We start from the raw sequence: 13276 nt of genomic DNA, 5'->3' as shown, positions 1-13276 counted from the left end.
TCTTACCTGTACCGTTAGGGAGAACAACAGCGCCTCTTACCTGCTGGTCAGCGTGTCTTGAGTCAACGCCGAGACGGATGTGAGCCTCGATAGTCTCATCGAACTTAGCCTTTGCATTCTTGCAAACGAGGTCAAGAGCCTCTGTGGAATCATACTGCTTTGCATAATCAACAGCCTTTGCGCTGTCGACATATTTTTTGCCGTGTTTCATTATATTTCCTCCTATTTAAGTGGTAATACCGGGAAGCTTATAGCTTGCCCGATTAGCGGAATTTTCCTCCCACCAATAGAACTCTGAACGGGATAACATCTATCCCACTTCATCATTCAAAAATTAATTAGTCAACAACTACAACGCCCATTGAACGAGCTGTACCAGCGATCATGCTCATAGCTGCCTCGAGTGAACCTGCGTTGAGGTCAGGCATCTTTGTCTCAGCGATCTTCTGTATCTGCTCCTTAGTGATGTTAGCGACCTTAGTCTTATTCGGAACTCCTGAACCGCTTTCGATGTTGCAAGCCTTCTTGATGAGGACTGCTGCGGGCGGAGTCTTAGTGATGAACGAGAATGAACGGTCTGCATAAACAGTGATAACAACAGGGATTATCATACCGATGTCGTTCTTTGTTCTCTCGTTGAATTCCTTTGTGAATGCCATGATGTTTACGCCGTGCTGACCGAGTGCCGGACCAACAGGCGGTGCAGGAGTAGCCTTTCCTGCTGCGATCTGAAGCTTAATGTAGCCAACTACTTTCTGTGCCATGTATTCGCACCTCCATAAATGTGGTAAATGGCGAGGCAAGAATTATTTTACCTCTCCCACTGAATCCATACTGCGGATTCTTTTTGACCTGAATTAGTCCTCCACCTTTATAACCTGATTTACAGGCAATGTAGTGGGGGTTTCACGACCGAACATTGATACAAGAAGATCTACGGTGCGGTCGTCGAGATTGATGTTCTGAACAACTCCGATAAAGCCGTCCATAGCGGTACCCGAGATACGGACATTATCGCCCACCTTGAAGTTGACGGTAACGGTATCGGTATCAACGCCGAAGAGCTTCTGAACTTCCTCATCCGAAAGGGGTGTGGGCTCTGAAGCAGGTCCGACGAAGCCTGTACAGCCTCTGGTATTTCTTACGACATACCATGAATCGTCGTTCATTATCATCTTTACGAGAACGTAGCCCGGGTAGGTCTTACGCTCTACTTCCTTTGTTTTTCCGTCTGTGATCTCAGTAGCTTTTTCTGTAGGAACTCTGACCTCTTGGATAAGTTCATGAAGCTTGCGGTTTTCTACGACCTTTTCAATATTCTGGGCTACCTTATTTTCATAGCCTGAATATGTGTGGATAACATACCACTTAGCTGCTTCTGACATATTGCTCCTCCTGATCTCCTATAGATTAGCCTGCGTTGTAGATCGAACGCAGTGCAAAGTAAAAGCCCTGATCTATCGCACCGACAAGAATTGCAGCAGCCACGATAACGCTCAGAACTACTGAGGTATTATTGAGAACTGTCTTCTTGGTCGGCCAGACCACTTTTTTGAATTCTACTTTGAGGTCCTTGAACCATTTGCGGATCTTTCCGACTTCTTTTTTCTCGGACTTCTTTTCGGAATTTGTATCCTTAGCCATAAAAAATACTCCTTCCGATCACTTTGTTTCCTTATGAAGAGTATGCTTTCTGCAGAACTTGCAATGCTTCATCATTTCGATTCTGTCAGGGTCATTCTTCTTGTTTTTCTTGGAAACATAGTTGCGCTGCTTGCACTCTGTACAAGCTAAAGTAACCTTTACTCTCATATCGGCACCTCCTGAATTATTACTTCCTTTGTTACCAAAGGTAGGTTGTTTGCCTCCCTCGCACAGGGACAAAAAAATAAACCCCCAACGAGGTACTGATATTATAACATATGTAAATAGAAAAGTCAAGCCTTTTTTGAAAGAAAGTTTTAGTTCTTAGTTTTAGTAGGGGCGGCGTCCCGCCGCCCACGCCAAATTGATTATGTAACATAAACGTACTGTAGGGGCTGATGCCCACATCAGCCCGACAATTTAACCGAAACGACACGGGGCGATGCAGGCATCGTACCCTACACGGTTTCATCGTGTTTGTACCGTTATTCGCCGGCGGCGTAAGGCAGTCCGCGCTGAGCTATTGACTTTCGGTCAGCAAAGGTATATAATAAATAATGTATATGCTTGTGAAAGCTGCACAGAATAGCTTCGGGGGTGTATACATTGTCAGATGAACGCAAAGGCGGCAATACCGCCGAAGAAATGCTCGACGAAGCCGAGCTTATCCGCGAGAGCGGACAAGCCGCAGCAAGGAACTCAAAGCACCTGATACACTGTCTCTCAGTGATAGGACAGATAGAGGGGCACTATGTGCTCGCCGAGCAGAACAAGACCACAAAATACGAGCATATAATCCCCGCTCTCGTTGCTATCGAACAGGACAGGAGCGTTGAGGGACTGCTCATCATACTCAATACCGTCGGCGGCGATGTGGAAGCGGGTCTTGCCCTTGCGGAGCTTATCGCAGGCATGAGGACTCCCACGGTATCACTTGTTGTCGGCGGCGGACATTCCATAGGCGTTCCCCTTGCGGTAAGCGCCAAACGCTCGTTTATTGTACCCACGGCTTCCATGACTATCCACCCTGTCCGCATGAACGGGACAGTCCTCGGAGTACCGCAGACTCTCTCCTACTTTGACAAAATGCAGGACAGGATAGTGAGATTTGTCACGAAAAACAGCAGTATCACCGAGAAGGACTTCCGCACTCTGCTGATGAACACGGAGGAGCTCGTCCTTGATGTGGGGAGCGTTGTTGAGGGTGAAAAAGCCGTAGAACTGGGACTTATCGACAGTGTCGGCAGTCTCGGCGAGGCTATGGACTGTCTGTACGAAATGATCGAAAACACAGAAAAAAGATACGCGGACTGACCGCAGCTGTGCCGATACGCGCTTTTTTGCGCGGAAAATGTGTTATCATTACGGTACGGCTACATAGAACAAAACGGAGGCATATATGGCAGAAACAAAGAAGAAAAGTACGGCTTCCAAAGGCAGGAAGCCCGAAGCTCCCAAAAGGGAGCCTATAAGCAATGCAAAGGCAGCTCCCCAGAACGAGAGCAACCAGCTCTGGTCCATACTGCTCTTTGCAATCGGCGTACTCACTGCCCTCATGGTGCTTGTCAAGGGCACAAAGGGCTGGCTGAAGCTCCATGACCTTTTGCTTGGCTGCTTCGGCATAGCGGCATTTCTCATACCCGTCATACTTATTTATACAGCCATAAAGCTTGGCAGTGAGCAGACCAAAAAGGATATCAGCGGCAGAACGGTATGGTGTATCGCAATGATATTCCTTGCAAGCGCCGCTTATCAGATATTCGCTGTGGGACGTATCCCCGGAAGCACCGTCAGCGGCCATTTCAGGATACTCTACGAGGAAGGCACAAAGCTGAAAAGCGGCGGTATACTCAGCATGGTCATTGCGGGTCCGCTGCTGAAGTTCTTCGGCACTCTCGGCGCAAGGCTCATATCACTGGTGCTCTTTTTCGTGTTCGGTATGCTCCTTTCGGGACGCGGACTCATAGAGTTCCTCAAGCTCCTTGCAACGCCCTTCGTTTTCATAGGCAGGTGCTTCAACGGCTTGCAGAATATGCTTGTGGGCGGTGAATTCGTTGACGCCTTTGACGACGACCTTGACGACGACAAGGAAAAGCGCGACTTCGATGCTGACCTTGAAGCTATAAATATTGCAAATACAAGGAAATCCCCGCAGAAGCCCTCGGAAAGAAAGGCTCAGAACAAAAAAGCCGTGGAAGCGCTTCCCGACGGATATTTTCTCGATATACCGCTTCCTACGGATCATCTTATAGTCCACGACAGCTACGGCGACGACAACGGAAGCTCTATCGACATAGACATTGAGCCTACTCCTGCATCAAAGCCTAAAGCCGAACGCAAAAAAGCTCCCATAATCGAGGAGAATACTGCCGAAGAGGTTACTGATGAAGAGGAAGAGATGTCCGACGAGGCTCTTGAGGAGCTCATAAGCAAGGCAGCCGACGGCAAGCCCGATACTCCCGAGGAAGAGATCATTGAAGAAGAGGAAGAACCCGTTGAGGAAAAGCCCATATACATACTCCCCCCTATCGACATACTCACGCGCCCCGAGGTGCGCTCGAACCGAGCGGAAGCCGTTGAGGAAATGCGCGAAAAGGCTGAGGTCATCAAGAACACTCTTTCAAGCTTCGGCGTTGAGGTAAGGATAAAGGACATATTCCGCGGCCCGTCCATAACCCGTTACGAGATACAGCCGGGTCCCGGAATAAAGGTCTCGAAGATAAAGGGACTTGAGGACGATATCGCCCTCAGTCTTGCGGCTCAGGGAGTCCGTATAGAAGCTCCCGTTCCGGGAAAGGCTGCTGTGGGAATAGAGATACCTAACACCACCAAGGACACGGTAACTCTCCGCGAAATGATAGCCTCTCCCGAATTCAGGGACTCAAAGAGCAAGCTGACCTTTGCTGTCGGAAAGGATATCACGGGAAACATCATTCTCGGAGATATTGCTAAAATGCCTCATGTGATCATTGCAGGTACAACGGGCTCGGGCAAGTCCGTCTGCACCCGCTCTATAATAATGAGCATACTCTACAACGCAACTCCCGACGAGGTAAAGCTCATACTCATTGACCCGAAAATAGTCGAATTCAAGATATTCGAGAATATACCGCATCTGCTAATACCTATCGTCACCGACTGCAAACGCGCGGCAGGCGCTCTGTGCTGGGCAGTAAACGAAATGATGCGCCGATACAACCTCTTCGCAGAGGCAGGTGCCAATGACCTGCGCTCATACAATGAACTCGCAGCCGTTGACGGCGATCTCACTCCCATGCCGCAGATAGTCGTATTTATCGACGAGCTCGCCGATATGATGCTTGTCGCGGGCAAGGACGTTGAGGACTACATCTGCCGTCTCGCTCAGATGGGACGTGCCGCAGGTATGCACCTTGTAGTTGCGACACAGCGACCCACAACGGACGTTATCACAGGTCTTATCAAAGCCAATATACCGAGCCGTATCGCGCTTTCGGTAAAGTCGCAGATAGACTCCCGTACTATTATTGATATGGCAGGAGCAGACAAGCTCCTCGGCAACGGTGATATGCTGTATATGCCTATAGGCGCGGGAAAGCCCGTCCGTGTACAGGGCTGCTTCTCCTCAAATGAGGATATAGCAGAGACAGTCCGCTATATAAAGGCGCAGGGAGAAGTAAGATACGATCCCAATATCACAAACGATGTTGAGATGTATTCCACACAGTCTCAGAACGGCTCGTCAGGAGCTGACAGCTCCGCTTCCACAGGCGGCGGAAGCGACGAGGATATAGTGGAAGCAGCTATCAAGGTAGCTGTTGACGCGGGACAGCTCTCAACTTCAATGCTGCAAAGGAAGCTCAAGCTCGGCTACGCAAGAGCGGCACGTATAATGGACGAGCTGGAAGAACGCGGAGTTATCGGACAGAGCGAGGGCGCTAAGCCGAGAAAGGTGCTCATGTCGAAAATGCAGTACGACGAATGGCGGCTCCGCAGAATGGACGAATAAATCAAAATTCAACGCTTGTAGGGGCGAACATTGTTCGCCCGCATACTAATGTTTCATATTCGGGCGCACACTGTGCGCCCCTACAGAGTGTTCATGTTATTTGTTGCGTAAGGCTAACAGCTAACGGCTCAAATCATAATTTTGCAAAGCAAAATTTGGATTTACAGGAGGTGATACCATGTATGAGGGCTTTCTGCCTACGACAAAAAAAGAAATGGACGAGCTTGGCATAGATCAGTTCGACTTTATATACATAACAGGCGATGCCTACGTTGACCACCCCAGCTTCGGTGCGGCTATCGTTACCCGTCTTATAGAGAGCATGGGCTTCACCATAGGTATCATCTCCCAGCCCGACTGGCATACGGACAGGGACTTCCGACGCTTCGGAGCGCCGAAGTACGCTTTTCTCGTCACCGCAGGCAATATCGACTCAATGGTGGCTCACTATACCGCCGCCAAGCGAAAGCGCTCCGACGACGCATATACAGCAGGCGGAGCCGCAGGCAAACGCCCCGACCGTGCAGTTATAGTGTACTGTCAGAAGCTCCGTAAATACTTCGGAGACATTCCCATAGCCATAGGCGGGCTCGAAGCCTCTCTGCGGCGTTTCGCACATTACGACTACTGGGACGACGCTGTGCGTCCCTCCGTCCTCCTTGACAGCGGCGCCGACCTCCTCATGTACGGCATGGGCGAGCATCAGGTGCAGGAGCTCTGCACACGGCTTGCAAACGGGGAAAACATTCACGAAATCCACGATATTCGCGGCACCTGCTATCTGACAGAGCCCGTGAATACTCCAATAGGAGCTGCTCAGTGCCCCTCCTTTGAACAGGTGCGCGATAACAAGGTCGAATACGCAAAGGCGGTAAAGATACAGTACGACTGGCAGGACGAGGTCTACGGAAAGGCCATAATACAGCGCCACGGCAGGCTCATGCTCGTTCAGCTGCCTCCTGCATACAGCCTTACCACTGAGGAGCTCGACCATATCTACTCGCTCCCGTATACCCGTGCGATACACCCGTCCTACGAGGCGCTGGGCGGAGTCCCCGGTATCGAGGAGGTGCGCTTCTCCATAACCCATAACCGCGGCTGCTTCGGCTACTGCAATTTCTGCTCCATAGCTCTTCATCAGGGAAGACGGGTCACAGTACGCAGTGTGGAGTCCGTACTGGCAGAAGCGGAAAGAATAACTAAAATGCCCGATTTCAAGGGCTACATACACGACGTAGGCGGCCCTACGGCGGACTTTAGACGTCCCTCCTGTGACAAACAGATCACAAAGGGACTTTGTATGGGAAAGAAATGCCTTGCTCCCACACCGTGTCCCGCACTTAAGGTCGATCATACGGAATACCTGTCCATGCTGCGTAAGATACGCAGGGTAAAGGGCATCAAAAAGGTATTCATACGCTCGGGAATACGCTACGATTACCTCATCGAGGACAAGGACGACGAGTTCATGAAGGAGCTTATACTGCACCACGTAAGCGGTCAGCTCAAGGTCGCTCCCGAACACTGCTCGGCGGTAGTCCTCGACAAAATGGGCAAGCCCCATATCGAAGCCTACAAGCGCTTTCAGAAGCGCTTTTACGAAATAACCAAGGGCATGGGAAAGGAGCAGTATCTTGTCCCCTACCTTATGTCCTCACACCCAGGAAGTACGCTGAATGAAGCCATAGACCTTGCGCTGTTCCTGAAGGAAAACAAGATACGCCCCGAACAGGTGCAGGACTTCTACCCTACCCCCGGTACTATATCCACGGCTATGTTCTACACGGAGCTCGACCCGTACACCCTCGAAAAGGTCTACGTTCCCAAAACTCCGAAGGAAAAGGCTATGCAGCGGGCTCTGCTCCAGTACTTCCGTCCGCAGAACAGGGAGATAGTCCTTGAAGCCCTTAAAGCCGCAGGACGGCGTGACCTTATAGGTTCATCACCGAAATGTCTTATCGAAGGCGACTCCCGCGGACAGAGCAATACTCCCCGAAAGGGCGGTGACAAGTCACGTCAAAATACTTCAAAGACACAGAGAGCTTCGTTCAGGCAGCAGGAGAGAAATACAAACTCACAGCGTACCAGAAGCAGCTCCTTCGGGAACTCGCAGAAAAGCGCGAAAAAGAACGCAAACAGCGGAAAAAGAAAACACTGAGAGCCATAGGCAGACTGCTGCTCATAGCGGCACTGCTGTTCGCAGGGTGGTGGTTCTTCCGAAAGCCGCCCCACACGTTCCCAAATGAGGACAAGCTCGTTATGCACTTCATTGACGTGGGACAGGGTGACTGCACATTTATAGCCGCAAACGGCGTGACTATGCTCGTTGACTGCGGCGAATACTCAGTCTCATCCCATGTGGTGAGCTGCCTGAGGAGCCTCGGTGTAGGCAGGCTCGATTATATCATTGCAACTCATCCCCATTCCGACCACATGGGCGGTATGGCTCGTATAATAGACACATTCGACATCGGCGAGGTGATAATCCCTCATATTCCCGACGAGCAGCTCCCCACAGCGGTATTCTTCGACAAGTTCCTTGAAAGCTGCGAGGCAAAAGATCTCAGTATCCGCGAAGCCAAGGCGGGCGAAGTTATTGAGCTGGGCAAAGCAAGTGCGGAGATAGTGTCCCCCGACGGCATCATGTATGAGGAACTCAACAATTACTCCGTAAGCCTGCTGATAAGGCACGGAGACAACAGCTTTCTCCTCACGGGAGACTCGGAATATGAAGCGGAATACGCCATGCTTTCGGGCGACAGGCTGCAAAAAGTCACGCTCTACAAGGCAGGTCATCACGGCAGCTCCCATTCATCCTCTCCCGAATTTCTCGACATGATACGTCCGCAGACAGCGGTGATTTCCTGCGGGGCTGAAAATCCCTACGGACATCCCTCGGATATCACTCTGCAAAGGCTCAGCTCCTATACAGACAAGATATACCGCACGGATATATGCGGAAATATAGTTTTTGAGTCCGACGGCAGCAAGCTGTCGGTCACTACCGAAAGGAACGGCAAATGACAGTCATAGACAGATTTGAGAACGGTTATGCCGTACTTGTAAACGAAAGCGGCACTGTCATAATCCCGAAAAGCGAGCTTCCGCCCGATGCCGCGGAGGGAGATGCGGTGTTACTCAGAGACGGCAGATATGTCACTGACAGGAAAGCCGCCGAAAAAAAGCGGAAACAGGTCCGCGAAAGGCTGAAAAGGCTCATAAAGGAAGATAAACAATGACCGATACTATTATAATCGGCGGCGGCGCGGCAGGCTGCTTTGCGGCAGTCCATGCGGCAAGGTTTGGAAAAACGGTGCTGCTGTTTGAAAAGAACGAAAAGCTTGGCAGAAAGCTCCGCATAACGGGCAAAGGCCGCTGCAACGTCACCAATAACAGCTCCACAGAGGAGCATATGAAAAATATCCCCGTAAATCCGAGGTTCATGTACAGCTCCTTTGCAAGCTTTGACGCGGAAAGCACCATGAGTTTCTTTGAAGAGCTTGGCGTACCGCTGAAAACAGAGCGGGGTAACAGAGTTTTCCCCGTAAGCGACAAGGCGGACGATATCGCCGACGCTCTCGCAAAAGAGATGAAAAAGCTGGGCGTTAAGGTCATAAACAAGCGCGTCTCGAAGATACTCACCGAAAACGGCGCTGTCTGCGGAGTTTCCGCAGGAGGCGAGGAATACCGCTCACAGTCGGTGCTCATAGCCTGCGGCGGAAAGTCCTATCCCGCAACGGGCTCTACAGGGGACGGCTATACTCTTGCACAGTCTCTCGGGCATACGGTAACTGAGCTGAAGCCCAGCCTTGTTCCTCTGGTTTCCCCCGATAAATACTGTGCCGAGATGATGGGACTTTCCCTACGCAATGTCACCATTGACCTCATGGACGGAAACAAGTCCATATACAGCGAAATGGGCGAAATGCTGTTCACTCACTTCGGCGTTTCTGGACCTCTAGTGCTCAGTGCCAGCTCTCATATACGGGATATGCAGCCCAACAGGTACAGGCTCATCATAGACCTGAAGCCTGCGCTGTCACCCGAGCAGCTTGACGCCCGCATACAGCGGGACTTTGCCGAAAATCTCAACCGCGACTTTCAGAACGGCATAAGGAAGCTCCTTCCCGCAAAGCTGATACCCGCTGCGGTAAAACTGTCGGGGATCGCTCCCGAGCGCAAGATAAACGGCATAACAAAGGAAGAACGGCGGAAATTCGGGGAGCTCATAAAGGCGTTCCCTGTAAGGATATCGGGCTTCCGACCTATAGATGAAGCCATAATCACCAGCGGCGGAGTCTCCACAAAGGAAATAAACCCGAAAACCATGGAGTCAAAGCTCGTCAGCGGTCTTTTCTTTGCGGGAGAGGTCATTGACGTTGACGCATACACGGGTGGCTTCAATTTGCAGATAGCTTTTTCGACGGCATACACAGCCGCTCTGAATATGTGAGTGCGGTGCTTTGAGGCGCGTACTGCTCAATAAAGAAAGGACAGGGATAAAATGGGGTGTTTAGGCAATTTATTATGGCTGATCTGTGGGGGATTTATCGGCGGGCTCAGCTGGCTCGTCATAGGGCTGCTGTGGTGTCTGACCATAGTCGGTATACCCATAGGAACGCAGTGCTTCAAAATGGCGAAGCTGACCTTTGCTCCCTTCGGCAAAACAGTTGAATACGGAGGCGGTCCCGTGAGACTGCTGATAAACATACTTTGGCTCATATTCGGCGGTATCGAAATGGCTGCCGAATTCGCGGTGTTCGGTCTGCTGCTCTGCATAACGATCATCGGCATCCCCTTTGGTTTGCAGATGTTTAAGATAGCAAAGCTTTCACTCATGCCCTTCGGCGCGGAAGTGAAGTGAGCTCACGGAAATGCCATGAAAAAGGAATTTTCGCGGACTTTCTTCCGCTATGTATTTGAATTTACAGCCGCAGGACTTGCAGGCTGGATATATGAGGTCGTCACGGTGTGGATAATGTTCAGACGCTTTGAAAACCGAGGTATGCTGCATCTGCCCATAATACCAATATACGCTTTCGGAGCCTTCATACTCCTTGCCATATTGCGTAAAAAGAGGCATCCGCTGTTCATATTCGCAGCGGCAACCGTAATAACCACGGTTTTTGAGCTGGGAGCTTCATACCTCCTCGAATTCATCTTCCACAAGCAGTTCTGGACATATAAGACCTGGTATTTCTCAATACTTGACAGGTCGAGCCTTATCTCGAGCGCAATATTCGGCATCATGGCTGTGGCATATTTCTATATGCTGCACCCTCTGTCGAAAAAGCTCAGCGAAAGGCTTCCCGAGCCTGTATGCTTCGGGGCGGGACTGTTCCTCACAGCAGGGATACTCACAGATAGTGTCATTTCTGCCGCAGAGAACCTCAGATAACAGCTAATACGGGCTTTTGCCCATAAAATAAAGGAGTTTTAAAATGAAAACCGTAAATATCGCAATCGACGGACCTGCAGGCGCAGGAAAAAGCACTATCGCCAAAATGGTATCAAAACAGCTTGGCTACATCTATGTTGATACAGGCGCTCTGTACCGTACTATCGCTCTTTACATAACCGAGAACAAAATAGCCGACAAGGATATCGAGGCTTCCCTCGAAAAGGCTGAGGTATCACTTAAGTTCATCGACGGCGCACAGAGAGTTTTCCTCGGCAAAAGAGACGTTTCCGACCTTATCAGGACTCCCGAGATATCAATGGCTGCTTCACGCACATCTGCCATACCCGCAGTAAGAGCATATCTCTTTGAGACTCAGCAGAAGATAGCCCGCGAGAATAATGTTATCATGGACGGAAGAGATATCGGCACGGTAGTCCTCCCCAATGCGGACGTAAAGATATTCCTTACGGCTTCCGCCGAGGAACGCGCTAACCGCCGCTACAAGGAGCTCCTTGAAAAGCCCGGCTGTCCCACATATCAGGAGATACTTGACGATATAATCAAGCGTGACTATCAGGATATGCACCGTGAGACAGCTCCCCTGAAGCAGGCTGAGGACGCAGTGCTCGTGGACACAACAAAGCTGAATTTAGAGGAGTCCGCAGCCGCTATCGTAAAGGTCATAAAGGATAAGATTGGCTGATGGATATTATTTTCAGACAGGCGGTATGTGACGATATCCCTGTCATTAAGGAGCTTTTCAGCGAAATGCTGAGAAGCGTCGGTGAAGAGGAAGCAGATAATTACGATGTCAGCTATCTTGAATTCTTCTCCGACAACGACGATATCATATATGCTGCCGAGGCAGACGGTAAAGTTATCGGATACCTCTCTGTTGCGGTATTCACTGAGTACATCTATCTCGACGACTTTTCAGTGACGGAAAAATACCGCGGAAGAGGCATAGGCACAAAGCTTATGGCACTTGCCGAAAAATACGGGATCGAAAAAAAAATTCCGACTGCCATGCTCCATGTTAAATGCTCAAACGAAAAAGCACTGAGGCTTTACAAAAGGCTGGGCTATACAGTCTCCGACGACAATGGCAGCCGTTTCAGAATGACAAAACAATTACAGAGGTGAGAACAATATGTATTATTTAGCAAAATTTGCCGTACTCATATACTTCAAAATAATGTACAAGCTTCACTTTGAAGGAAAAGAAAACATACCAACAGACACAACAGTTATATACGCCTGCAATCACCGCAGCAACGCCGATCCGCCGCTCCTCGGCTGCGGAGCGCGGGGCAGATTCGCTTTTATGGCAAAGGAGGAGCTCTTCCGCAACAAGCTTTTCGCATGGCTCATACGCTCCCTCGGAGCTTTTCCCGTTGCCCGCGGAAAGGGCGATACGGGTGTTATCGACACAGCCATTGAAAGGCTCGGCAGCGGCCGCAGCCTTATGATATTCCCCGAGGGTACGCGCTCAAAGGACGGCAAGGTGGGCAAGGGACACACAGGCGCTGCTCTCATAGCAGTGAAGGCAGACAAGCCTATAATCCCTGTTGGTATATGCTACGGAGAAAAGCTGAAATTCCGCACTCCCCTCACCGTAAAATTCGGCAGGCCCATTGATCCCGAGGAATACTGCGAGATAAGCGATACTCCCAATCCCCGTCAGCTCGTAAAGCTCAAGAACCGCTATATGGCGGATATAAAGCTCCTCGTTGAGGGCGAGCCAGAAGCGTCAGACGATACAAAGGAGGATAAGGCTGATGAGTAAGGTAACGGTGGCAAAATCCGCAGGCTTCTGCTTCGGAGTTGACAGAGCCGTGAAAATGGTCTACGGCGAGCTCGAAAACAATACCCATGTGGCTACTCTCGGTCCTATCATACATAATCAGGACGTTGTCAATGATATGCAGGCAAAGGGCGCAAGGATAATCGAGACCGTTGACGAGCTGAAGCCCGATGAGACGGTAGTTATCCGCTCACACGGCGTAGGAAAGGAAATATACGATCAGATACAGGCAAAGGGCAACAGGATGCTCGACGCCACCTGTCCCTTTGTGTCGCGCATACATAAGATAGTGGCAGAAAAGTCCGCGGAAGGGTACTTTATTCTTATCGCAGGTGACAGAGATCATCCTGAGGTGCAAGGCATAGTTGGTCATTGTGACGAAAATTGCATGGTTTTCAAGGACAACTTTGAGCTAAAAGACTTTTTTGAAAAAAATTAT

15 protein-coding genes and 2 pseudogenes are annotated in these 13276 nt (G+C 50.2%); 12 read left to right on the top strand and 5 right to left on the bottom strand.

Features of this window, described 5'->3' with window-relative positions; all coding sequences use genetic code 11:
* The 5 genes and pseudogenes from Q0R37_RS11875 to rpmG all read right to left on the bottom strand — a co-directional run.
* Positions 1-211: pseudogene (locus tag Q0R37_RS11875) on the bottom strand (50S ribosomal protein L1); the annotation flags it as partial.
* A gap of 127 nt (positions 212-338) precedes the next feature.
* Positions 339-764, bottom strand: a complete 426-nt coding sequence (gene rplK / locus Q0R37_RS11870; protein WP_294754695.1) for a 50S ribosomal protein L11 — start codon at positions 762-764, stop codon at positions 339-341.
* Positions 765-857: 93 nt separating this feature from the next.
* Positions 858-1385 (bottom strand): transcription termination/antitermination protein NusG, encoded by a 528-nt coding sequence (gene nusG, locus Q0R37_RS11865; protein ID WP_294754694.1) that lies wholly within the window; start codon positions 1383-1385, stop codon positions 858-860.
* 25 nt (positions 1386-1410) lie between these two features.
* Positions 1411-1644 (bottom strand): preprotein translocase subunit SecE, encoded by a 234-nt coding sequence (gene secE, locus Q0R37_RS11860; protein ID WP_294754693.1) that lies wholly within the window; start codon positions 1642-1644, stop codon positions 1411-1413.
* Positions 1645-1662: 18 nt separating this feature from the next.
* Entirely contained in the window at positions 1663-1812 is a 150-nt protein-coding gene (rpmG, locus tag Q0R37_RS11855) for a 50S ribosomal protein L33 (RefSeq protein ID WP_009984160.1), read from the bottom strand.
* Between the two features lie 477 nt (positions 1813-2289).
* Between rpmG and Q0R37_RS11850 the strand changes: the two genes are divergently transcribed.
* The 12 genes and pseudogenes from Q0R37_RS11850 to Q0R37_RS11795 form a co-directional block, all read left to right on the top strand.
* Entirely contained in the window at positions 2290-2958 is a 669-nt protein-coding gene (locus Q0R37_RS11850; RefSeq protein WP_294754696.1) for an ATP-dependent Clp protease proteolytic subunit, read from the top strand.
* Between the two features lie 85 nt (positions 2959-3043).
* Complete coding sequence (locus tag Q0R37_RS11845; RefSeq protein WP_294754692.1) at positions 3044-5632, top strand: DNA translocase FtsK; 2589 nt, start codon at positions 3044-3046, stop codon at positions 5630-5632.
* Positions 5633-5810: 178 nt separating this feature from the next.
* Positions 5811-7790 (top strand): YgiQ family radical SAM protein, encoded by a 1980-nt coding sequence (locus Q0R37_RS11840; RefSeq protein ID WP_294754691.1) that lies wholly within the window; start codon positions 5811-5813, stop codon positions 7788-7790.
* 101 nt (positions 7791-7891) lie between these two features.
* Complete coding sequence (locus Q0R37_RS11835) at positions 7892-8656, top strand: ComEC/Rec2 family competence protein (RefSeq protein WP_294754690.1); 765 nt, start codon at positions 7892-7894, stop codon at positions 8654-8656.
* Positions 8653-8871 carry a DUF3006 domain-containing protein gene (locus tag Q0R37_RS11830; RefSeq protein WP_294754689.1) on the top strand — a complete coding sequence of 73 codons (219 nt, stop codon included), beginning with the start codon at positions 8653-8655 and terminating at the stop codon, positions 8869-8871. Before Q0R37_RS11835 ends, Q0R37_RS11830 begins: the two co-directional genes overlap by 4 nt.
* Entirely contained in the window at positions 8868-10085 is a 1218-nt protein-coding gene (locus Q0R37_RS11825) for an NAD(P)/FAD-dependent oxidoreductase (protein WP_294754688.1), read from the top strand. Before Q0R37_RS11830 ends, Q0R37_RS11825 begins: the two co-directional genes overlap by 4 nt.
* 51 nt (positions 10086-10136) lie before the next feature.
* Positions 10137-10496, top strand: coding sequence for a YccF domain-containing protein (locus tag Q0R37_RS11820; protein ID WP_294754687.1), 360 nt, complete (start codon positions 10137-10139; stop codon positions 10494-10496).
* A 15-nt stretch (positions 10497-10511) separates the two neighbouring features.
* The gene (locus Q0R37_RS11815; RefSeq protein ID WP_294754686.1) at positions 10512-11030 is read left to right on the top strand and encodes a putative ABC transporter permease; all 519 of its coding nucleotides are present in this window, start codon (positions 10512-10514) and stop codon (positions 11028-11030) included.
* A 43-nt stretch (positions 11031-11073) separates the two neighbouring features.
* Positions 11074-11736, top strand: a complete 663-nt coding sequence (gene cmk / locus Q0R37_RS11810) for a (d)CMP kinase (RefSeq protein ID WP_294754685.1) — start codon at positions 11074-11076, stop codon at positions 11734-11736.
* Positions 11736-12176: a GNAT family N-acetyltransferase gene (locus Q0R37_RS11805; protein WP_294754684.1), complete on the top strand. Its 441-nt coding sequence runs from the start codon at positions 11736-11738 to the stop codon at positions 12174-12176. The genes cmk and Q0R37_RS11805 overlap by 1 nt, the downstream gene beginning before the upstream one ends.
* Before the next feature lie 7 nt (positions 12177-12183).
* On the top strand, positions 12184-12819 hold the full coding sequence (locus tag Q0R37_RS11800) for a lysophospholipid acyltransferase family protein (RefSeq protein WP_294754683.1): 636 nt from the start codon (positions 12184-12186) through the stop codon (positions 12817-12819).
* Positions 12812-13276: pseudogene (locus Q0R37_RS11795) on the top strand (bifunctional 4-hydroxy-3-methylbut-2-enyl diphosphate reductase/30S ribosomal protein S1); the annotation flags it as partial. The gene Q0R37_RS11800 and the pseudogene Q0R37_RS11795, both read left to right, overlap by 8 nt.

The organism is uncultured Ruminococcus sp., assembly GCF_946415235.1.
Lineage (GTDB): Bacteria > Bacillota > Clostridia > Oscillospirales > Ruminococcaceae > Ruminococcus.
Note: the sequence above shows the minus strand (reverse complement) of the source record. Positions and strands in the feature narration are given on the sequence as shown.